This is a genomic window from Dechloromonas sp. HYN0024 (assembly GCF_003441615.1).
Lineage (GTDB): Bacteria > Pseudomonadota > Gammaproteobacteria > Burkholderiales > Rhodocyclaceae > Azonexus.
The window spans coordinates 1,039,830-1,062,348 of the sequence record NZ_CP031842.1; the positions used below are offsets into that span (position 1 = coordinate 1,039,830).

Genomic DNA, 22,519 nt, shown 5'->3' on the forward strand with positions numbered 1-22,519 from the left:
GTGCCGGCAGCCGCCCTACCTCAACCCGTCTGGTCAGAAACTCAGCACTTCCCCAGCATGGCCAGTGCCACCGCTTCGGCCACCTTGATGCCATCCACCCCGGCCGAGAGAATTCCGCCCGCGTAGCCAGCACCTTCACCCGCCGGATAGAGGCCGCGCGTGTTGATACTCTGGAAGTCGTTGCCACGCTTGATGCGGATCGGTGACGAGGTGCGCGTCTCGACGCCGGTCAAGACGGCATCGGCCATGGCGAAGCCGCGGATCTGCTTGTCGAAGGCGGGAATCGCTTCACGCAGCGCGTCGATGACATAGGCCGGGGCGCAGCTGGCAAGGTCGGTCATGTGTACGCCGGGCTGGTAGGACGGGTCGACTTCGCCCAGCGCAGTCGATGGCCGGCCGGCGAGAAAATCGCCGACGCGCTGGGCGGGGGCGGCGTAGTTGCTGCCGCCGGCGACAAAGGCAGCCGATTCCCAGTGGCGCTGAAAATCGATACCGGCCAGCGGATTGCTTTTGTAGTCGCCCGGGAAATCCTCGGGATTGACGTTCACCACCAGTGCTGCATTGGCGTTGCGCTCGGCGCGTGAGTACTGGCTCATGCCATTGGTCACGACGCGGCCTTCCTCCGAGGTGGCGGCAACCACCTGGCCGCCGGGACACATGCAAAAGCTGTAGGCGGCGCGGCCGTTGGCGCAGTGATGAACCAGCTTGTAGTCGGCGGCGCCGAGAATTTCGTTGCCCGCGCTGGGCCCGAACCGGGCGTGGTCGATCATGGCTTGCGGGTGTTCGATGCGGAAGCCGATGGAGAAGGGCTTGGCTTCGATGTAAACGCCTTGCTCGTAAAGTGTCTGGAAGGTATCGCGGGCGCTGTGGCCGATGGCCAGGACGACATGCTCGGTGGCGATGGTTTGACCATCGGCGAGAACGACGCCACGCACCTGATGATTGTCGATGACCAGTCGCTCGACTTTGCTGCCAAAGCGGATTTCGCCGCCCAGATCGGTGATCGTGGCGCGCATGTTCTCGACCATCTTGACCAGCCGGAAAGTGCCGATGTGCGGCTTGCTGACATACATGATCTCTTCCGGCGCACCGGCTTTGACGAATTCTTCAAGCACCTTGCGGCCGTGGTGCTGCGGGTCCTTGATCTGGCTGTAGAGCTTGCCATCCGAGAAAGTACCGGCCCCGCCTTCGCCGAACTGGACGTTCGATTCCGGGTTGAGCTTGTTCTTGCGCCACAGGCCCCAGGTGTCCTTGGTCCGCTCGCGCACGGCTTTGCCGCGTTCAAGAATGATCGGCCGGAAGCCCATCTGGGCGAGGATCAGGCCGGCCAGCAGACCGCAGGGCCCGGTGCCGATGACGACCGGGCGGCTGCCTTCATTGCTCTGGGCGTGGGCGACATATTTGTAATCGGTGTCGGGCTTCGGGCCGATATGGTGATCAGCGGCAAATTTTTTGAGTAGCGCCGCCTCGTCGCGGACGGCAAAGTCGAGCGTGTAGATCAGCGTGATGGCCGATTTTTTCCGCGCATCGTAGCTGCGGCGAAAAATGGTGAACGCGATCAGCTCACTATCGGCGATGCCCAGGCGCTGGCACAGGGCAGGGCGCAGCGCATCGGCGGCGTGGTCGAGCGGGAGCTTCAGTTCGGTCAGTCTCAGCATGCGAATATTCCGGTGATCTCAGCGTTCCTTGAACTGCTTGTGGCAGGTCTTGCAGGCCTCATGAACCTTGTCGTAGGCCATTGCCACCTGCGCCTTGTCCTTGCTCTGGGCGGCGGCGAGCAGGGCATCGGTGGCGGTGATGAAGGCCTGCTTGTCTTTGGTGAATGCTTCCGGCTGTTGCCAGACATCGGCGGTCGCCTTGGACGGCGGATAGTGCGTGTCAGGCGCGAAATGCGACCACGGCGCATCGCGTTTTTCCACGAGCTTTTCGGCCAGCGGCAGGAATTTGTCGGCGTCGTAGCGATCCTTGCGCAGCATGACGCCCATCGGCTCGAAAGCCTTGACGATTTCCTTGAAGGCCATTTGCCGCTGCTTGACGGGCTGCCCTGGCCGGGTGTCCTCGACCTCTCCGCAGCTACTCAGCAAGAGGGCGGTGATCAGCAAAAAAAGGCGAAATATCAAGGACTGAGGCATGGCAGGCGATCAATGGCAGGGTGGTACCCGAAAGGCCGAATTATACGGGCTGCGGGATGGCGATGCTGCATGGCGCAAATCGGCAGGTGCGCAAGCGAAGGCTGGTTTCGACCGATTTCGACGAAAAGCGCCGTCAATGTTGAAGTCGGTATATTTGTTTTTGTTGTTGAATTCTTGACGCGCCGTGTGACCGCGTTTACGCTGTCCGGGTGTACTCTGAATTATTCCAATTGCAATTCCCATGACCGGGTCACTCAAGTCTCTTGTTCTTGCCGCTGCCAGGGAGCTTTTCCTGTCGCGAGGCTATGACGCGGTTGGCATGCGCGATATTGCACGCGCCGTGGATCGCGAGCCAATCCAGATCTATCGGCTCAAGCTGGCCAAGGCCGATATCCTGGCTGAACTGATCATTGAACTGAATGCCGAGGAGATCGGGCAGGTTCCCGACATGCTCGCCAAAGTCAGCGGCGACAGCCTGTTCGACAAGGTTTGTGGCTATTTTCTCGAACTCTACCGTCTCGATATCCAGTATCTGCCTATTCGCTCGGTGGGCGCAGCCTATGGCTGGATGTGGGATAGCCGCTACGAGCAGATGATCATCGAGCAGGTGCTGCAACTGCTGCAGCCGTTAGCCGGCTGGATGGCCGACGCCGGGTTGCGTGATATCGAGGCGCGCGCCTATGGCATCTGGTCGGTCTATTACGTCGGCTTCCGCCGGGCCGCCATTCACGGTGGCAGTGCCGAGGATTGCATTGCCGAAATCCGCCCGACGCTGGCCATCCTGCTGGGCGGGACGGCCCCTGTCATTGCCCCGGGTGCTCCGTAGAAAGGAGGGGCATCATGAATTTTCCCAACCTGTCCGGCCGCCTTGGCGGCGTCATGCTGGGGCTGCTGCTCGTCACGGGATGCGTCACGACACGCTATGAATACATGGCGCCGCACACCGAGCAGGGGCGTTATTGCGCCACCCAGTGTGCCAGTATCAAGGAGGCCTGCCAGTCCAATGAAATCAGCCGGGCCCAGGCCGAGCAATACAACTGCCAGCAACGCAGCGAATACCGGTACCACGACTGCCTGCACCACGCCCGTAGCGAGGATGAGGCCAAGAGGTGCTTCCGTCCGGCTTGCTGGAACAACCCCAACACCTGGCGCTGCGACGAGAACTACCGTCAGTGCTTTGTCGGCTGTGGCGGAACTGTGCGCACGATCAAGGAAGAATAGGGGAGTGCATCATGAAGAAAGTCTCGCTGATTGCCTTGTTGCTCGTCAGTTCGTTCGCCCAGGCTGCCGGTCTCGAGTATTACAAGGAAGGGGCCATCTGCGACCGGAAGTCGGGATTCTGTGCCGACTTCATGGGCGTCTCGGTGGCGCTGACCAAGATGTATCTGGGCGACAAGGCTGAGCAGAAGCTGATGGCCGAGATCAACAAGGTCGGGCTCCAGGACTTCGATGCGACGACCTTCACCATGCGCGGCGGCCTTAATTGCGACACCAAGGTGAAAACCTGCTGGACCAATCGCTACGACAAGAAGGTTGACGTCAGGGCGACCCAAACCCTGTTCGGCAAATAGCTTTTTCGACCCCCGCATTCCATCGGGAGTGCTCGCGCAGCCGATATCGTAACCCTTGCCCACGGCTACGACATCGGGTTGCCGATTCAGTGTGCCCCTGAGATCGCTCGTCGGCTGGCTGGCGAAAATATCGCTGTCTATCAGGTCGTACGCCATGCCCGGACGCATGCCGTCTGGGCCTAAGGGCTAACCGCTCAGGCCCGGCGATCCGGTCCCGGGCGCGGTCGGCGGCGGCGATCCGGCCGGGCGTTGTCGCGCACCCCGCGTCCCCGCATGAGCAGGGCCGGCACCAGGATCAGAAAAAACAGGATGAGGGCCGCATGCAGCAGGTAATTGTCGAGAAATTCTTGCAACAATGGATGCTCCGTTCGGTTGGGCTGATGTCAGGCGACTAGAAGCCGGCTTCTCGCCAGATCAGTGTGAGCGCCGAGCGCAGGAAACGCAATCCCGGTGCCTCCCAGTCACCTCTGATCACCACGGTACCTCTCCAGCTGCCGTTGGCCAGGGCATCAGGACGGGCATCGGCGGTCAGGACGACACGATAGGTGGCCCGTTCGGGAATATGTTGCCCGTTTTTCTCACGGGTCGTCACCGAACCTCCGGCTGGCGAAGCCAACAGGCCATCCGGTAATACCCGCGTGGCATCGCCATCGACCGACCGGACGGTCAGCGGCAAATAGGGGCCTTCAAGGCCATCGCTGAAGAAGCGGCCGGCATCCCCCTTTTCGATTCGTCGCACCGAATCTTCGTCCAGATAGGTTTCGACGACCCAGTGGGTGTCATCGACCAGTACAGCCAGTTTTTCGTTACGTGCCACCCAGGTCCCGGGTTTCATGTCCGGGTCGATATCGACCAGGCGTCCGGTAAACGGTGCCTTCGGGGCATGTGTTTCGAGATCGGTCTGAACACTGGCCAGTTCGGCATCGGCACCGGCCCGCTCGGCCTGCAGCAGGAGCAGGTTCTGGCGCTGTTCTACATCAATGCCGGCAGCAGCGGCCTGCCAGCGCGAGGCCTCCATCTTGGCGTTGGCCCGTTGCCAGCGCCGCTGCAAATCCGGTGACGCCAGCTGGATCATGATGTCGCCCTGGGCGACCCGGGCCCCGTTGGACCACGGGAGTTCGGTGACCTGGGCACCGAGCGGGGCATAGACGGGGTAAACCTCGGCCGGCCGGAGCAAGCCCGAGGAAGTCAGGCGCGAGGGCCAGGGCAGGACAAACAGGATCACCACGATGGCCGCCCAACGGGCCGTGTGACGGGCCCGCCGGCTGGTCGAGATTTCCGGCCAGCGCCGCCGCCATTCCTTGATTTCGGTCCATAGCGGAAAAAGCACGAACCAGCCGATTTCGACCATGAAACACAGGATGCCGACGGCTTTGATGAAGAAATGATAGACCAGCGCTGCGATCCCGAGAAACAGGATCAGGCGGTAGATCCAGGTGGCCCAGGCAAAGACGACCAGGGCGCGGGTTCGTTTGGCGGAAAAAATTTCGGGGGCGGGTTCGCCCAGGGCAAACAGGGTTTCCCGCAAATGCCAGCGTGCCAGGGCAAACGATCGGGCATGGAGGTTTGGCATGTCGAGCCAGTCTGACAGCAGAAAATAGCCATCAAAGCGCATGAAAGGGCTGGTATTGATAGCCAGCGTGGCAATCCACACGGTTGTTGCCAGCATGAAGGCGAGTGATCGCGGGGTACCTTCGGGCAGCAGGCCCCAGGCCAGTGTTGCCCAGCTGGCAATGACCAGTTCCGAGGCAACGCCGGACCCCGCCACAGCAAGGCGTTGCTTGGGGTCGGACAGCTTCCAGACTTCATTGGTGTCGGTATAAGCCACCGGCCATAGCACCAGGAAGGCGACGCCCATGGCCGGGACGCGACAGCCGTAGCGTTTGGCCGTAAAGGCATGGCCAAGTTCGTGGATGACCTTGACCGCCGTCAGAGTCACCCCGTAGGCCACCATGCCCTGCCAGGAAAGGGTGTCGACCAGTGTCGCCGAGAAGTGTGTCCAGTCGCGATACACTTCCAGAAGGCCGAGCAGCAAGGCAGCCAGGGTCAGCTTGAGGAACAGCGGCTGGTAGAAGACATCCACATGGTGGACATGCCGGCTCAGCCAGCGGTCAGGCCGGACCAGCGGGATGCGGAAAAACAGGTAGTGGTGCAGCAGCCATTCCCAGGTTGAACCGCGTTTTTTGCGATAGCGTTCGGCCAGCATGGCCGACATCTCTTCGCCCTCCGGGACCAGCAGCTGGTTTTCCGAGAGGAAGCGGGTCACGGCCTCGACGTCTTCGCTGTCCGGATGCAACGTGGTTGACGCGCTGATTTCATGGGCAATTGCCTCGGGGTCGGCCAGTGCCCACAGGCTCAGGATCTCAAATGTCAGCCAGTCGAGGCGGAAAAACAGATTGCGGACGGGGTCGTGGATGGTCCAGCTGGGCTGGCCATCCGGCAGGTCCGGTCCGGGGTAGAGGGCGAGTTCTTCGCGCAGGCGGGGCCAGGCCACTACAGCCCCACCATCTGCCGTAAGGAGGCGAGCGGCCGGCGCAGGACCCAGTAAAACAAGGGGACCCAGCCGCCGCTCAGTTTTGCCGTCCCCTTCAGTCCGACGCGATGCCCCGTCTGTCCATCCAGCCGGGCGCGCACGCGGTAGGCGTAACTGCCATCGGGTCTGAGCACCGCATCATGGGCGGCATAGCGGACGGCAGCCGATACGGCAAACAGCGGGCTGGCATTGAGATAAAGGCTGACCGCTGATTCCGGCTCGAGCGGAATGGCATCACCGACCGGCAACCAGGCTTCGATTTCAACATCGTCGGGGGCGGCAATGCGCATGATCCGCTCGCCGGTGACTACCGGCTTGCCGATCCATTCGGTCGGATCATCAAAGAGGGCGATTCCATCCTGCGGGGCCGTGACGTGGGATCGTTCAAGCTGTCCGTGCAGGAAGTTGGCTTCTGCCTTGCGCTCCTCAATCTTGCCCTGAACGATGGCCAACTGTGCCTTGGATTTGGCATCCGACAATGCCTGTTGGGCAAATTGCCGGTACTCGGCTTCGGCCGTTGCCAGCGACTGGGTCGCTACTTCGCTGCGGGCAACCAGCGGGGCCTGGTCGAAATCAAACAGGGCCTGCCCCTGTTTGACACTTTCGTTCGGCTTGACGAAAAAGGTGCCGACCACGCCATCAAGCGGGGCGCGAATCATGGCCGGATTCGATGGCACCAGTTCACCCGGTGCGAGGACAGTCAGGCGTACAGGCAGCAACAGGACGATGGCCACGACGGCAGCCCACCGGATACGTCGTTGCTGCCACCAGGTTTGCCCGTCGCCGGGCTGGAAGTAGGCTCTGGTCTGGTCGCGCCAGCGGCGCCACGACCACGGGTCAGGGCGAAAGTGGGCGTGCCAGGCATGACGCCAGACATCGATCCATTCGGTCAGCAGGGCAATTTCATCGGCTTGCCAGGGGGTGTCGCGGGCCAGCAAAAGGCCACCGGGGCCGGGCGAATGAGCCTCCTGCCCGGCCGCCAGCGGGAACCACAAGGCAAAGGCCGGCAACCATTCGCTCCACTCGTCGGCTTCCTCACCCGGCAAGTCATTGGCTTGAATCTCCCGGCACCCCACCTGTTGGTCCAGCAGGTGCCGGCAGACGCGTTTCAGCCAATGGACGTAGGGAGCATTGGCTTCCGGTTGCAGCACGCCGGACAGCATGCGGACGCCGCCATCGTCGAACCACAGGGCGGCCTGCCGGTAGGGGGCAAGCAAATGCGTGTCATTGACTGCAATGAAGCCCAGTTCGATGACATCATTTGCCCGGCGTGCACGGCGCGAGAGATCGAGAAACGCGGTATATAAATCCTGAACTGCCACGCATTACCTCACCCTGTTGCCGCGTTCGGTACGATCAAGCCACTACCGATGCACGTTCCGTTGCTGATACGGCACTCCGGACCAGTCGCTCGGCCGGAACGCCACGCTTGGCCGCCAGTCTGATCTGCTCGGACAAACCGGTACGACCACGCGGTAGATCCTGTTCGGCTGACTTGCCGGCTGGGAGCTTATCATGATCACCCGAAACGTCTGCTATCACTGGCTTTTCCACCGTCAGCGAAATGCGGATGACACGGTCGCGTCCCTGTGCATCCTTGCCCGTGAGCTGGATACGGAGGCTGCCTTGCAGATCGTTCGGGGCCTTGCCGATGAATTTTCCGGTAACCGGGTCAAATTTCAGCCATTCCGGCAGTGGTTCGCCGTTGTTCTGAACCGCGAAAAAGTCCGGCTTTTCGGGGCCTTGCACGAAATCAGCCGGCAAGGTGAAGGTGAACTTGCCACCGGTCGGAACAAACAGGACGAAATCGCTTCGTTCGACGCTGGTGTCGAGGGCCGCCAGTTCAAAGCGCAGGTAATCACCGGCATCCAGATCCTGCGGTCCGGCCGCTGTCGGCGCGGCATTGATCAGGGCATTCGGATCGAACACCGGGGCCGTTTCACCGGTCACGTTGTCGTTGGCACCCGGTACCCGGCCACTGGCAAAGTTTCCGCGCAGCCCGGTGACTTTCGGGACGTCGCTGCCGGAGATGCCGCTGGTCCCGTTCGAGTCGGCCGCGGTGCCCGTTGTCTGGGTGCCAGCCACTGTTGCATTGCGGCCGGAAACGTTCAGCCCATACGACAGAGTCTGGGTGGCACCGCTCTTGTCGGTGGCCGTAATGATGATATCGAGCTTGCCGACATCGGCGTTGTTGGCCACGCCGGTAAAGCGTTGCGTTTCCGGATCGAATTTTAGCCAGGTCGGCAGTGCATCGCCATTGGCCAGCCTTGCGCTGACGGTCAGCTGGTCGCCACGGTCGATATCGCTGAACAGGTCAGCCGGCAATTGCAGAGTGAAGGCATCGCCGGCGATGGTCGCTTGATCGGCGATGGTGCCGTTGGCAACCGGGGCATCGTTCTCGCCGGTCAGGGTGATGGTGGCCGTCCTGGTGGCCACGCCGCCCTGACCATCATTCACCGTGTAGGTGAAGCTGTCGGTCGCTTTTTCGCCAGCCGCAAGGGTTTCGAACTGGCCATTCGGGTCGTAACTGAAGGTGCCGTCGCCGTTGTTGATGACCGTGCCTTTGGTGCCCGTCGTGTCCATCGTGAAGGTGGCGGTGCTGCCTGCATCGACATCCGTGTAGTCGGCCTTCAGGGTGATCGCTGCGCCGTTCTCGGACACTGCGCCGGCAATGTCCTTGGCCACGGGGGCGTCGTTGGTGCCAGCGATGTTGACCGTTACCGTGGCGGTGCCGCCGTCGGAGGTGGCGACGGTGAAGCTGTCCACAACGTTGTTGCCGGCATTGAGCGCATCAAGCGCACCATTCGTGGCGTAGGTCCAGCTGCCGTCGGCCTTGACGGCAAAGGTGCCGTAAGTGCCGGCGGCGGTGTTGGCGACGATGGTGGCGGCGGTGGCATCCTTGTCGGTCAAGGTCAGCGTGCCGCCGGTGCTTTGGGCGGCATCGGTCTCGGTCAGGGTGACGGAGGCGTTGCTCAGGCTGGCGATGTCTTCGCTGCCGGTGATGTCGATGCTCACGGTGGCGCTGGCACCATCGCTGGTTCTGACGGTAAAGGATTCGCTTACCTTCTGGCCGGCATTGAGCGCATCAAGAGCGTCATTGGTGGCGTAGGTCCAGGTGCCGTCGGCCTGCACGGCAAAGGTGCCGTAGGTGCCGGCGGTGGTGTTGGCGACGAGCGTGGCGGCCGTGGCGTCCTTGTCGGTCACGGTCAGCGTGCCGCCGGTGCTTTGGGTCGCATCGGTCTCGGTCAGGGCGACGGTGGCGCTGCTCAGGCTGGCGACGTCTTCGCTGCCGGTGATGTCGATGAGCACGGTGGCGCTGCCGCCATCGCTGGTTCCGACGGTAAAGGAGTCGCTCACCTTCTGGCCGGCATTGAGTGCATCGAGGGCACCATTGGTGGCGTAGGTCCAGCTGCCGTCGGCCTTGACGGCAAAGGTGCCGTAGGCACTGGTGATGGTGTTGGCGACGATGGTGGCGGCGGTGGCATCCTTGTCGCTCAGGGTGAGCGTGCCGCCGGTGCTTTGCGCGGCGTCGGTCTCGGTCAGGGCGACGGTGGCGTTGCTCAGGCTGGCGATGTCTTCGCTGCCGGTGATGTCGATGACCACGGTGGCGCTGCCGCCATCGGTGGTCTTGACGGTAAAGGAATCGCTCACCTTCTGGCCGGCATTGAGCGCGTCGAGGGCGCTATTCATCGCATAGGTCCAGGTTCCATCAGCCTTGACCGAGAAGGTGCCGTAGAGTCCGGCTTTTCCGGTCTGGGCGACGACGGTGGCGGCGGTGGCATCCTTGTCGGTTACCGTCAGCGTGCCACCGGTGCTTTGGGCGGCGTCGGTCTCGGTCAGGTTAACTGTGGCGCTGCTCAGGCTGGCGACGTCCTGGGTACCGGTAATGGTGACTTTGACGGTGGCGGTGCCGCCATCGGTGGTCGCCACGGCGAAGGTATCCGTGACTTTCTGGCCGGCGTTGAGCGTATCGAGGGCACCATTGGTCGTGTAGGTCCAGCTTCCATCAGCCAGTATCGAGAAACTTCCGTAAGTCCCGGCCTTGGCGGTCTGGGCGACGACCGTTGCGGCGGTGGCATCCTTGTCGGTTACCGTCAGTTTGCCGCCGGTGCTTTGCGTGGCATCCGTCTCGGTCAGGGCGACGGCGGCGCTGCTCAGGGTCGCTTTGTCCTGGCTGCCGGTGATGGTGACCAGAACGGTCGCACTGCCGCCATCGGTGGTGGCGACGATAAAGCTGTCGGTCACCTTCTGGCCGGCGTCGAGAAAATCAAGCGCCCCATTGGTGTTGTAGGTCCAGCTGCCATCAGACTGTACCGAGAAACTCCCGTAAGTTCCGGCCGTGCCGGTCTGGGTGACGACGGTTGCGTCGGTGGCATCCTTGTCGGTCACGACGAGCTTGCCGCTGGCGCTTCGCACAGCGTTGGTTTCGGTCAGTTTGGGGGTGGCGCCGCTCAGGGTGGCAATGTCTTCGCTACCGGTGATGTTGATGATCACTTGTGCGCTGCCGCCATCGGTGGTGGCGACGGTGAAGGTGTCCGTGACAAGCTGGCCGGCATTGAGCGTATCAAGCGCGCCATTGGTGGTATAGGTCCAGGTGCCGTCGGTCTTGACGGTCAGGTTGCCATAGGTGCCGACCCTGGCCGTCTGGGCAATGACCGTCGCGGCCGCGGCATCCTTGTCGGTGAGGACCAGTTTGCCGCCGGTGGTCTGTGTGGCATTCGATTCGATCAGGGTAGCCGTCGCACTGGTCAGCGTGGCGATGTCCTGGCTGCCCGCGATATTGACCGTCACTTGGGCGAAAACACCGTCGGTGGTGGCGACGGTGAAGATGTCCGCGATGTTCTGGCCGGCATTGAGTGAATCGAGCGCGCTATTGGTCACGTAGGTCCAGCTGCCGTCGGCCTTGATGGCGAAAGTGCCGTAGGCGCCCGAGGTGGTCTGGGTGATGACGGTGGCTGCCGTTGCATCCTTGTCGGTCAGCGTCAGTGTGCCGCCCGTGCTGAGTACGTCATTTGCCTCGGTCAGCGCCACGGTGGCGTTGGCCAGGGTAGACCGGTCCTCGCTACCAGTAATGTTGACCGTTACCTGCGCACTTGCACCATCGGTGGTGGCAACCGTGAAGGTATCGGTCACGACCTGGCGGGCATTGAGCGAATCGAGCGCGCCATTCGTGGTGTAGCTCCAGTCTCCGCTCGCATTCACCGAGAAGGTGCCGTAGTTGCCGAGGGCGCCGGCTTGGGCCACGACGGTCGCGGCCGTGGCATCCTTGTCCGCCAGGTTGAGCTTGCCGCTCGTGGTCAGTGCTGCATCCATTTCTGTCAGTGCCGCCGTTGCGCTGGGCAGTGTCGAGACGTCCTGGCTGCCGGTGATGGTGATGCTGACCGTAGCAGTGCCGCCATCGGTGGTGGCCACGGTGAAATTGTCGGTGACGATCTGGCCGGCATTGAGCGAGTCGAGCGCGCTATTCGTGGTGTAGGTCCATACGCCGTTGGCGGCCACCGAGAAGCTGCCGTAAGTGCCGATCTTGCCGGTTTGGGAAACCACCGTTGCTGCCGTGGCATCCTTGTCGGTGACGGTCAGTGTGCCGCCGGTGTTGAGCTCGGCATTGGTCTCAGTCAGTCCGGTGCTGGCACTGGTCAGGCTGGCGATGTCCTGGCTGCCTGTAATGTTGACCGTGATGGTCCGTTGCGCGCTTCCATCGAAGGATTTGACGGTCAGGCTGTCGCTGGCCGATTGCCCGCTGTTGAGCTTGTCGGAAAGCGCCGGGTCGAGGGCGTAGGTCCACGTGCCGTCGGTGGCGAAGGTAAAGGTGCCATAAGTGCCCTGGAGCAGGGCCGGTGTCTGGAATTTGCTTTGCCCGGCATCGGGGTCGCTGACTGTTAATTTGCCGCCGGCCGAAGGGTCACCGACGACCAGCGAGCCAGCCTCGATGACCCTGGTGTCTTCGCTGCCTGATGCCGTAATGTTGGCCGGACTATTCGGGGCGCTTACCGTAATGTCGATGACCAGATTGGCCGTGACGGGAGCCTTCCCATCAGTCACGGTGTACGTGAAGGTGTCGGTGTAGCTTCCTGCCGTGAGGGAATTGGGCGTGTAGGTATAGCCGCCGGTCTTGTCTATTACGAGGTTGCCATAGACGCCCTCAACGGTGGTGGTGCCGACGCCTTGACTGACATTTTTCTGGTCCCGGCTACTATCGACTCTGGTGACATTTAACGTGTCACCGTCGGCATCCGTATCGTTGCTCAGAACAGAGCCTGATACTGGATTTCGCTGGGTCGTTACATTTGCGTCGCTAACCGCAACCGGAGCCCTGTTGACTGGCGGTGCCAGCAGCCCGTCAAAGGCAGCCAGCGCTGCCGGATCGGCCAGGGCGCTACTTTCGATGGTGCCGGCCGTGGCTTCCAGCGTCCAGTTGCCGCCGAGCGCCGTATTGCCGGTCGCGTCGGTTGATGCCGCAATGTCGGCCGAGGTGGCGCTGGCAATGGCATTGATGAAGGCTTCGCCAGCCGTTCCCTGGGCAATGTCGCAACCGTAAAGCAGGATGTCGCCACTATCGGACAAGGCGCTGCCGATGGCTGAAAACTGCTGCTGATACTGGCTCAGCATGTCGGCCGTATAGCCCTTGCCACCGAGCAGCAGTTCGCCACTGGTGCCGTGGCTAAGGATGTGGATGGCGTCGAAGCCTGTCTTGCCACCGAGGAAGTTGGCAATTTGCTCAATGCCATCGGTGCCGGACGTCAGCAGAACGATCTCAACACCCGACTTGACGCCGGCCGCCAGGGCTTGCCAGTTTTCCACCGTGGTGTCGATGAAGGCGACTTCCCGGGAGGGTGTCTGGCTAGCTGCAAGAGCCCCTTCGCGGCTGGTGTCAGTTGTGCTGGCAATGCCCTTGTCGATGACCGTGCTGGCGCCCGAGGTATCGGCAATCGGGTCTGGGGCAGCGGTAGCTACGGCAGCGCCGTCAAACATCAAACGCTGTTCCAAAGCCAGTGGCGAAGGTTTGCGCCGCTGCAGGCCGGACTTGCGCAGCTGGGAGGTCGGCGAGAGCTTGGCGCTTGAGCGATGGTGGTTCATACGATGCCTCTTTGGAACGATGGCCTTATTGGCCGGGGGGAGGAGCGAGCAGTACTTTGCCGCTCATGCCTGCAATGAGTTCGGGAAACTTGCCGTCGATGGCGGCGGCGATCTTGACTGACTGGCTGACCGGGTCGACCTTGGCGCCGATACGCAGGACCTTGGCCGGATAGCTCTTGTTGGTCTCGTCTATCTTGACCTGGAAGCCATGGCCCATCTTCAGCCAGGCCAGCCAGCGGGAAGGGGCGATGAATTCAAGCTCGAGGACGCTGTCGTCGATGATTTCGAGCAGGGCCTGGCCAGGCTGAACGTACTGCTGTTCGCGGACTTTCTGCTCGGCAACGCGGCCGGCGAAGGGGGCGCCGACATTGCACTTGGCGAGAATGGCGGCCATCGATTCGACTTCAGCGCGATTCTTGCCGACTTCAGCGGCTGAAACATCCATTTCCACCTTGCCGACCGAGCCGAGTTCGACCAGGCGCTTGTTGGCAGAATAGGTTTTGTCGGCACCGAAAAGCGCGGCCCGAGCCTTATTGAGCTGTGCCTGCTGGACGGAGCAGTCGAAGGCGACCAGTTGCTGTCCCTGCTTGAAGGAGCCGCCTTCGGGGATGGGCAGGCGATTCACCTTGGCGCCGATTTCGGCAGCGAGGGTGGTGTAACGGCGGGGCGACAACTGAGCCCGGATCTCCTGCCGCTCGGCCTGTTTGGTCGCTGCTGCTGCCGGCTGTGCAGCTGCCGGCGCAGGGGCGACAGCTGCCGATGGGGTCGGCAAGACAGCGGCCGGTCTGGCCGGTTCGCCGGCGATGGCCGGCAGTCCGACCAGTGCGCCGAGGATGAGGAGGTATCCGGGCATCATGTCAGTTCTGCGTGGTGGCGGCCGGGGCCGGGGTGGGGGTCGCCGTTTCAAGCGGCAAGGGAAACTTCGGCAGCTCGGGCAGCGTGCCGGCCTGCCAGTTCTTCATGGCACCACCGACTGCGGCGGTCAGTTCGGCCAGAGAAAGCTCGCGAACGCTGCCGATTTCAGGCTCCATGCCCAAGGTTGCCTGCAGCTTTCCAGAAGCGGCATGGACTTGCGACAGCGCCTGGTAGCGACGCAACAGGCTGAGAATGGCCGCCGTGTTGTTGGCAACCGCTTCCAGACGGCTTTGCGCCTGAGCCTTTTCGCGATTGGCGGTGTGCATGTTGATCTTGTCGTCGACCACCCAGATCGCATCGGCCCGATTGAATTGCTGAATGGCGAAGGCGTATTGCAGGCGAGCCACGTGCAGTTGGGCCAGGATGGCCATTTGGGTGGCGATGCGGCGCTGGTCAGCCAGGGCTACCCCGGCTTCGGCCAGGCGAGACTGGGCCGGTGCCGAAAGCAGATTGAAGAGGTTGAATGAAATCTGCGCACCGGCCTCATTCCAGTTGTTGTGAATGAGGTAGCGGTCACTGTCATATTTTCCGGCGTAGCTGAACGACAGGGAAGGGAACAGTCGGAGGATGACCTTCTTGCCTTCTTCGGCGGCGATGCGCGAGTTGTAGTAGTGCTCGCGCAAATCAGCGTTCTGCATCACAGCGACTTCTTCGAGCTGTTCGATGGGCAGGGCCATCACTTTGGTGGCCAGGTTTTCTTTTGGCTCGATGACCTTGAGGTCGACCGCCAGCGGTACATTGAGCATGTTGGCCAGTTCAATGCGGGCTGATGCGAGTTCCTGGTCCACACCTTCGAGCAGTTTCAGGTTTTCCAGCAACTGGCGCTGATACTTGAGCGCCTCAATCGGCGAGCGCAAGCCTTCCTGCTCGGTCTTGCGGGAGTCGGCGAGGGCGCCTTCAGCCGAAACAATGGCGCTCCTCACCTGGCCCTTCAGCTTCTGGGCACTGGCCGTGCGCCAGAAGGCCCCGATCACGTCCTGAACGAGCAAATGCATGGCCTTGCGCCGGCGCTCACTGGCAATCAGGGCGCGATCGCCGTTTTGTTTGGTGGTGATGTAACTGACTCCGAAGTCGAGTAGATTCCAGGTCAGGCCGAGATCCCCGGTGTAATGCTCGCGTTCGCTGGAAATCGCCGGGTTGGCGAGGGATGGCGCGCCAGTCACGGAATCCTTGCTGTAAACGGTGCGGTCGTTGCTGCGATAGCCATAGCCCGCCTGGGCCATGAATTTGGGCAGCATGTCGTACTTGCTGACATCGTATTGTTTCAGGGCCAGCGCCTCTTCCATCATCTTGGAACGGCGCTCCAGGTTGAACTTCAGGGCTCGCGAAATCGCTTCTTCGAGCGTAATGGCGTTGCTGACCGGGTCAACGCCGAGCTGCGCCTGGGCGCGGTCAAGCTTGCTCTGGGCGGTAATTTCTTCCCGCGTTACAGGCACTGGCTGAGTACTGCAGGCACTTAGCCCAATGACTACTGCAGCCGTTAAAAATACGGACCGATTTCCTCGACTAGTCTTCACAGCACACCCCTGTTTCAAAGAAATTTGCACCTGTTAATAGGCGCAGAGTTTTGTTGATATCCATTGTTCCACGGCGATTTCGGGGCGACCGTGAGAAATTCACGGTTTGGCTACATTTGTCGAAATCTTTGCTGCCGGGTGGTTGCGCTTTCTCCTGATTTTGAAGTGGGCCCGTTTAAAATGGCTGTTTTCAGGCCGGAGCGAAAAGCCCATGCGCCAGACCATCAGTTTCATCACGCTCGGCGTCACCGATCTGGCCCGTAGCCGGGCGTTCTACCTGGCCTTGGGCTGGCGGGAGTCATCGGCCAGTCAGGAGGCGGTTGCCTTCTTTCAGGCGGGTTCGGTGGCTTTTGCCCTGTTTCAGCGTGAGGCGCTGGCCGAGGATGCGGCGGTGTCGCCAGTCGGCAGCGGCTTTCCCGGTTTTGCCCTGGCCCATAACGTGGACTCGGAGGCGGCGGTGATCGCCACGCTGGAAGAGGCCGTGGCGGTCGGTGCAACACTGGTTCGGCCGGCTGACAAGGTTTTCTGGGGCGGCTTTCGTGGCTATTTTGCTGATCCGGATGGCTTTCTCTGGGAAGTCTGTTTCAACCCGTTAATCCCGCTCGATGGCGAGGGCTTGGTTAAACTTCCATGAGGTATCTGCCTGCGCCGGTTTATCGGTCATGCACCAATTTGGCGCGCGCCGCTTGTCATCAGGCTTTCATCGGGTGCGTGCAAAGATCTGGTTTATTGAAAAACAATGACTTGCAAGCTGGTTCGCGTCTTGCTTTTAAGCTAGCAATCATTCTGTCTGGAGCAAGCTTGTGTCGATCCATGTCGCGCTGAATCACGTTACCCGTTACAACTATGACCGCCTGATCAATCTCGGTCCGCAGGTGGTTCGCCTGCGTCCCTGTGCCCATTCACGCACCCGTATCCTGTCCTACTCTTTGAAGATCGGGCCGGACAAGCATTTCGTCAATTGGCAGCAGGACCCACAGGGCAATTACCTGGCCCGCCTGGTTTTCCCGGAGAAGACCCGCGAGTTCAGCATCGAGGTGGACATGGTGGCCGAAATGTCGGTCATCAATCCCTTCGACTTCTTCCTTGAGCCACATGCCGAGAAAATTCCCTTTGCCTACGAGGACTGGGAGCGCCACGAGCTGACGCCCTATCTGCACAAGCTGCCGGGAACGCCGGAACTCAAGAAGTACATGGCTGGCATTTCGCGTGAGCCTCTACGCAGCGTCGATTTTCTCGTTGCGCTCAATGCCGATCTGCAAAAGGCCATCAGCTACACCATCCGCATGGAACCCGGCGTCCAGACGCCGGAAGAGACGCTGACCAAGCGTTCCGGTTCCTGTCGCGACTCCGCCTGGCTGCTCGTCCAGATCCTGCGCCACCTGGGGCTAGCCGCCCGGTTTGTCTCCGGCTACCTGATCCAGCTGACGGCCGACGTCAAATCGCTCGACGGCCCCTCCGGCCCGGAAGCCGACTTCACCGACCTGCACGCCTGGTGTGAAGTCTATCTGCCCGGCGCCGGCTGGATCGGTCTCGACCCGACCTCCGGTCTGTTTGCCGGCGAAGGCCATATTCCGCTTGCCTGCACGCCCGAACCCGGTTCGGCGGCACCGGTCACCGGCGGCCTCGACGAGTGCGAAACCGAGTTCTCGCACCACATGCAGGTCACCCGCATCTGGGAAGCGCCGCGCGTCACCAAGCCGTACACCGACGAACAATGGCTGGCCATCGAAGGCCTCGGTCACCAGATCGACGACACCCTCGGCAAGCTCGATGTGCGCCTGACGCAGGGCGGCGAGCCGACCTTCGTTGCCGTCGACGACCCGGATGGTGCCGAGTGGAACACCGCTGCCCTCGGCCCGACGAAGCGTATCTTCGCCGCCGACATCTTCCATCGCCTGCGCAGCAAATACGCCCCCAACGGCCTCATGCACTTCGGTCAGGGCAAGTGGTATCCCGGCGAGCAACTGCCGCGCTGGAGCCTCAACTGCTTCTGGCGCAAGGACGGCGAGCCGATCTGGAATGCGCCCGAACTGTACGCCAACGAGAGCGTCAATTACGGTGCGACCAGTGAACACGCCCAGCGCTTCCTCAAGCGTGTGGCCGAACGTCTGGGCATGACCTCGGACTATGTCTTCCCGGCTTTCGAGGATGTCTATTACTACATGTGGCGCGAGCGCCGCCTGCCGGGCAACGTCGATCCCTTCGATTCCCGCGTCGACGATGCCCTGGAGCGCGAGCGCCTGATGAAGGTGTTTACGCAAGGCATGACCTACACCGTCGGCCACGTCCTGCCGATCATGAAGAACGTCTGGAACCAGTGGCAGACCGGCCCGTGGTTCCTGCGCTCGGAGCGTTGCTACCTGTTCCCCGGTGATTCGGCGATGGGCTACCGCCTGCCCTTCGATTCGCAACCGTGGACGGCGCAAAGCGATTATCCCTACGTCAATGTGCCGGATGCCGAAACGGCGACTGATCCGCTGGCCAGTTACGCTGCCCTGCGCTCCCGCGTCAGCGGTGAAACCGGGGCGCGTGAGCCGCAGATGCAGACCCGTCATGGCAAGGCCGGGGCGGGCGTAGCCGGCTCTGCCGCCGCCGCGGCGACCGGCGACGGCAAGCTGCGCGCCTGGGAAAAGCCGACCGAGACGATGCCCCGGTTCAAGGAATCGGCCGGCTGGATCACCCGTCTGGCCATGTGCGCCGAGCCGCGCGATGGCCGCCTCTACGTCTTCATGCCGCCGACCGAAAAGCTCGACGACTATCTCGAAATCGTCGCCGCCGTTGAGGCCACAGCGGAAGAGATGAAGATGCCGGTGATCATGGAAGGCTATGAGCCGCCGTCCGATCCGCGCATGACGCACTTCCGTGTTACCCCCGACCCCGGCGTCATCGAAGTCAACATCCACCCGGCCAAGAGCTGGGACCAACTGGTCGACCAGACCACCCACCTCTACGAATCGGCCTACTACTCGCGCCTGACCACCGAAAAGTTCATGGTCGACGGTCGCCACACGGGTACCGGTGGCGGCAACCACTTTGTGCTTGGTGGTGCGACGCCGAACGATTCGCCCTTCCTGCGCCGGCCGGACTTGCTCAAGAGCCTGATCGCCTACTGGCACAATCACCCCAGCCTCTCCTATCTGTTCTCCGGCCTGTTCATCGGCCCGACCAGCCAGGCGCCGCGCGTTGATGAGGCCCGTAACGACAGCCTCTATGAGCTGGAAATTGCCTTCAAGCAGATTCCTCAGCCGGGTGGCATCGTACCGCCGTGGCTGATCGACCGTATCCTGCGCAATCTGCTCACCGACGTTACCGGCAATACGCACCGCTCCGAGTTCTGCATCGACAAGCTCTACTCGCCGGATGGCCCGACCGGCCGCCTCGGCCTGCTTGAGCTGCGCGCCTTCGAAATGCCGCCGCATGCCCGCATGTCGCTTGCCCAGCAACTGCTGCTCCGCGCCATGATCGCCCGTTTCTGGGAAACCCCCTACGAGCCGGCGCGCCTGGCCCGTTGGGGCACCGAGTTGCACGACCGGTTCATGCTGCCTTTCTATGCCGAGCAGGACTTCAAGGACGTCATGCAGGAAATGGCCGAGGCCGGCTATCCCTTCAAGGCCGAATGGTTTGCCCCGCATTTCGAGTTCCGCTTCCCGAAATACGGCGATTTCGCCGTCAAGGGCATGGAATTCGAGCTGCGCCACGCCCTCGAACCCTGGCACGTCATGGGCGAGGAGGGCGGGGCCGGAACCACCGTGCGTTACGTCGATTCGTCGGTCGAGCGCGTCCAGGTCCGCATCAAGGGCATGGCCCCCGACCGTTACGTGCTGACCTGCAACGGTGTTCCGGTGCCGTTGCAGAACACCGGTATCAACGGCGAATTCGTCGCCGGCGTGCGTTACCGCGCCTGGCAGCCAGCCTCCTGCCTGCACCCGACCATCGGCGTCCATGCGCCGCTGGTTTTCGACATCGTCGATACCTGGATGCAGCGTTCGCTGGGTGGTTGCCAGTACCATGTGGCGCATCCGGGCGGGCGCAGTTTTGACACCTTCCCGGTCAATGCCTTCGAGGCTGAAAGCCGCCGTCTTGCCCGCTTCTTCCGCTTCGGCCACACGCCGGGCAAGATGCAGGTCAAGGCCCCGGAGATCAGCGCCGAGCACCCGTTTACGCTAGACTTGCGCCGGTTTTAATCATCAACTCGGTTTGACCACAGAAACAGGCCGGAAGCGGCCTGTTTCTGCTAGAAAAAGACGAAATGGCGCGCACCCTCCTTGCAATCTATCCCCATAGCCCCCGTCGTTACGACGAAATGTTGGCGGCAGATGGGTCGGTGCGCCCGCACTGGGAGCAGTTCCTGAGCCATCTCGATGCCGTGACGCCAGAGGAAATGCGGCGTCGCCTCGACTTTTCCGAGCAGCGCATCCAGGAAAACGGCGTCACCTACAACGTCTACGCCGATCCCAACGGGGCCGACCGGCCGTGGGCGCTCGATCCATTGCCGCTGATCATCCCCCCTGACGAGTGGGCCGAGTTGTCGGCCGCCGTCGCCCAGCGCGCCACCCTGCTCAACGCCATCCTAGACGATCTCTACGGTGAGCAGACCTTGCTTGCCGAAGGCTTGCTGCCACCAGCCCTGGTGTACGGCCAGCATGGCTACCTGTGGCCCTGTCGGGGCGTCAAGCCGCCGGGCGGTGTCTGGCTGCACAATTACGCCGTCGATCTGGCGCGTTCGCCGAACGGCCGCTGGTGGGTCATTGCCGACCGCACGCAGGCCCCCTCGGGGGCCGGTTATGCGCTGGAAAACCGGCTCATCGTCTCGCGCGTTTTCCCGGAAATGTTCCGCGACCTGCGCGTTCAGCATGTGGCCGACTTCTTCCGCGACCAGCTCGATGGCCTGACCGCGCTTGCGCCGGTCGAGGGTGACGAACAGCCGCACATGGTCCTGCTCACCCCCGGTCCCTACAACGAAACCTATTTCGAACACGCCTACCTGGCCCGCTATCTGGGCTTCCCACTGGTTGAGGGGCAGGACCTGACGGTGCGCGGCGAAACGGTCTATCTGAAAACCCTGCGCGGTCTCAAGCGCGTCCACGTCATCCTGCGTCGCCAGGACGATGCCTATTGCGATCCGCTCGAACTGCGCGGCGAATCGGCCCTCGGCATTCCCGGGCTGCTCAACGTGGCGCGGGCCGGTCGGGTGGTTATCGCCAATGCCCTGGGCAGCGGCCTCCTCGCTTCCGGGGCGCTGATGGGTTTCCTGCCCGCCATTTGCCGCCACCTGCTCGGTGAAAAACTGGCCATGCCCTCGGTGGCGACCTGGTGGTGCGGCGAAAAACCCGCCCTCGACTACGTCAAGGAAAACTTCGACGACCTGGTCATCAAGCCGGCCTACCCGACCCAGCAGATGGAGCCGGTCTTCGGCAATGAACTGAAGGGCGAGGAACGGGCCGACATGCTGCGGCGCATCGAAGCGCGGCCGCATGCCTACGTCGCCCAGGAAATGATCAACCTGTCGCAGGCGCCAACCTGGAGCAAGGCCCATGAACGCCGCCTGCTCGCCCGGCCGGTTGGCCTGCGTGCTTATGCGGTGACGACGCCGGATGGTTACTCGGTCATGCCGGGCGGACTCGCCCGGGTCACCACCGGCGCTGGCGCCCGGATCATTTCGATGCAGCGCGGCGGCGCCTCGAAGGATGCCTGGGTGCTGACCAACGGCCCGGTCAGCCAGTTCTCCATGCTCAAGCCCTCGGTTGGCGTGCGTGATCTGGTACGGGCTGGTGCCAACCTGACCTCGCGGGTGGTTGAAAACCTGTTCTGGCTCGGCCGTTATTCCGAACGTTTCGACGACAGCGCCCGCATGCTGCGTGTCGCCTTGTCGCGCGTCGTCGTCGGTGGTGGCCAGAAGACCAATGTCGTCATCGCGGCGATGGATCTGGCGCGCCGGCTCGGTGTCCTGCCCGAGTTGGATGAGGATAGCGAAATCAAGCCCGGCAGCGAGCATGAACTGCTCGAAGCCATCTACGATCCGGAGCAGCCGGGCAGCCTGGCCTGCAACATCCGTTCCCTGATGTGGTCGGCGACGCATGTCCGCGAGCGGCTGTCGCTCGACCACTGGCATTCGCTCAACCGCCTGCAGCGCGACCAGCAGGCGGCGCTCAAGGTGCATCCGACACTGACTGAAGCGATTGCCTTCCTTGACCGCGTGCTTGGCGTTTCGTCGTCGCTCACCGGTTTCGCCATGGACAACATGACGCGTGATGATGGCTGGCGCTTCCTGATTATCGGCCGGCGTCTCGAACGCCTGTCCTTCCTGGCCATGACCGTGGCCCATTTCCTGCGTATGCCGTCGGCCCGTGGCCCCGGTTCGCTGGAGTGGCTGCTTGAACTGTCCGATTCGATCATTACCTATCGTTCCCGCTATTCGCGCCAGCCGGAACTGCTGCCGGTGGTCGACCTGCTGGTTTTCGACGACAGCAACCCGCACGGTGTGGTTTTCCAGGCCGCCGTGCTCGGTCGCTACCTCGAGCGCATGGGGCGCGAGCTGGATGCCGATTTTGATACCGATCTGACGGCAGCGCTCGACCGCTTGCTGGCCTTCGATCTCAAGCGGCTGGAACATGTCCAGTTCGACGATTGTAGCGATTACTCGCACTGCGAAGCCCTTGCCGACTTGCTGCAAGACCTCGATACGGCTGCCAATCACCTTTCCGCATCGCTCGGCATGCGCTACTTCACCCATGTTGGCGATGTCAGCCGGCAGACCATGGCGGTCTGAGT

15 protein-coding genes are annotated in these 22,519 nt (G+C 62.2%); 7 read left to right on the forward strand and 8 right to left on the reverse strand.

What is annotated here, in order from left to right:
• Positions 1 to 41: 41 nt before the first annotated feature.
• Together HYN24_RS05060 and HYN24_RS05065 are read right to left on the reverse strand one after the other, a co-directional pair.
• Entirely contained in the window at positions 42 to 1,658 is a 1,617-nt protein-coding gene (locus tag HYN24_RS05060; protein WP_117608245.1) for an NAD(P)/FAD-dependent oxidoreductase, read from the reverse strand.
• Between the two features lie 18 nt (positions 1,659 to 1,676).
• Entirely contained in the window at positions 1,677 to 2,132 is a 456-nt protein-coding gene (locus tag HYN24_RS05065; RefSeq protein WP_117608246.1) for a cytochrome c, read from the reverse strand.
• Here HYN24_RS05065 and HYN24_RS16000 point away from each other — a divergent pair.
• From HYN24_RS16000 to HYN24_RS05080, 4 genes are all read left to right on the forward strand, one after another.
• A complete protein-coding gene (locus HYN24_RS16000; protein WP_205421444.1) occupies positions 2,131 to 2,310 on the forward strand; it encodes a hypothetical protein in 180 nt (59 codons plus the stop codon). The genes HYN24_RS05065 and HYN24_RS16000 overlap by 2 nt on opposite strands.
• Before the next feature lie 63 nt (positions 2,311 to 2,373).
• Positions 2,374 to 2,958 carry a TetR/AcrR family transcriptional regulator gene (locus HYN24_RS05070; protein ID WP_117608247.1) on the forward strand — a complete coding sequence of 195 codons (585 nt, stop codon included), beginning with the start codon at positions 2,374 to 2,376 and terminating at the stop codon, positions 2,956 to 2,958.
• 14 nt (positions 2,959 to 2,972) lie between these two features.
• Entirely contained in the window at positions 2,973 to 3,353 is a 381-nt protein-coding gene (locus HYN24_RS05075) for a hypothetical protein (protein WP_117608248.1), read from the forward strand.
• Between the two features lie 11 nt (positions 3,354 to 3,364).
• Complete coding sequence (locus tag HYN24_RS05080; protein ID WP_117608249.1) at positions 3,365 to 3,703, forward strand: YcgJ family protein; 339 nt, start codon at positions 3,365 to 3,367, stop codon at positions 3,701 to 3,703.
• A 194-nt stretch (positions 3,704 to 3,897) separates the two neighbouring features.
• On the opposite strand, the gene HYN24_RS15775 is transcribed toward HYN24_RS05080, so the two are convergent.
• From HYN24_RS15775 to HYN24_RS05105, 6 genes are read right to left on the reverse strand one after another with little or no spacing between them, the layout of a single operon-like run.
• Positions 3,898 to 4,059: a hypothetical protein gene (locus tag HYN24_RS15775; protein ID WP_162888595.1), complete on the reverse strand. Its 162-nt coding sequence runs from the start codon at positions 4,057 to 4,059 to the stop codon at positions 3,898 to 3,900.
• 35 nt (positions 4,060 to 4,094) lie between these two features.
• Positions 4,095 to 6,197 carry an HlyD family efflux transporter periplasmic adaptor subunit gene (locus tag HYN24_RS05085; protein WP_117608250.1) on the reverse strand — a complete coding sequence of 701 codons (2,103 nt, stop codon included), beginning with the start codon at positions 6,195 to 6,197 and terminating at the stop codon, positions 4,095 to 4,097.
• On the reverse strand, positions 6,197 to 7,558 hold the full coding sequence (locus tag HYN24_RS05090) for an efflux RND transporter periplasmic adaptor subunit (RefSeq protein WP_117608251.1): 1,362 nt from the start codon (positions 7,556 to 7,558) through the stop codon (positions 6,197 to 6,199). Before HYN24_RS05090 ends, HYN24_RS05085 begins: the two co-directional genes overlap by 1 nt.
• A gap of 34 nt (positions 7,559 to 7,592) precedes the next feature.
• Positions 7,593 to 13,313 carry a VCBS domain-containing protein gene (locus tag HYN24_RS05095; RefSeq protein WP_117608252.1) on the reverse strand — a complete coding sequence of 1,907 codons (5,721 nt, stop codon included), beginning with the start codon at positions 13,311 to 13,313 and terminating at the stop codon, positions 7,593 to 7,595.
• A gap of 25 nt (positions 13,314 to 13,338) precedes the next feature.
• A complete protein-coding gene (locus HYN24_RS05100) occupies positions 13,339 to 14,169 on the reverse strand; it encodes an efflux RND transporter periplasmic adaptor subunit (RefSeq protein ID WP_205421445.1) in 831 nt (276 codons plus the stop codon).
• Position 14,170: 1 nt separating this feature from the next.
• A complete protein-coding gene (locus HYN24_RS05105) occupies positions 14,171 to 15,664 on the reverse strand; it encodes a TolC family protein (protein WP_240327737.1) in 1,494 nt (497 codons plus the stop codon).
• Positions 15,665 to 15,956: 292 nt separating this feature from the next.
• Between HYN24_RS05105 and HYN24_RS05110 the strand changes: the two genes are divergently transcribed.
• From HYN24_RS05110 to HYN24_RS05120, 3 genes are all read left to right on the forward strand, one after another.
• Positions 15,957 to 16,379 (forward strand): VOC family protein, encoded by a 423-nt coding sequence (locus HYN24_RS05110; protein WP_117610212.1) that lies wholly within the window; start codon positions 15,957 to 15,959, stop codon positions 16,377 to 16,379.
• Positions 16,380 to 16,548: 169 nt separating this feature from the next.
• On the forward strand, positions 16,549 to 19,932 hold the full coding sequence (locus tag HYN24_RS05115; protein ID WP_117608253.1) for a DUF2126 domain-containing protein: 3,384 nt from the start codon (positions 16,549 to 16,551) through the stop codon (positions 19,930 to 19,932).
• A 65-nt stretch (positions 19,933 to 19,997) separates the two neighbouring features.
• Positions 19,998 to 22,517, forward strand: a complete 2,520-nt coding sequence (locus tag HYN24_RS05120; protein ID WP_117608254.1) for a circularly permuted type 2 ATP-grasp protein — start codon at positions 19,998 to 20,000, stop codon at positions 22,515 to 22,517.
• The last annotated feature ends 2 nt before the right edge of the window (positions 22,518 to 22,519 follow it).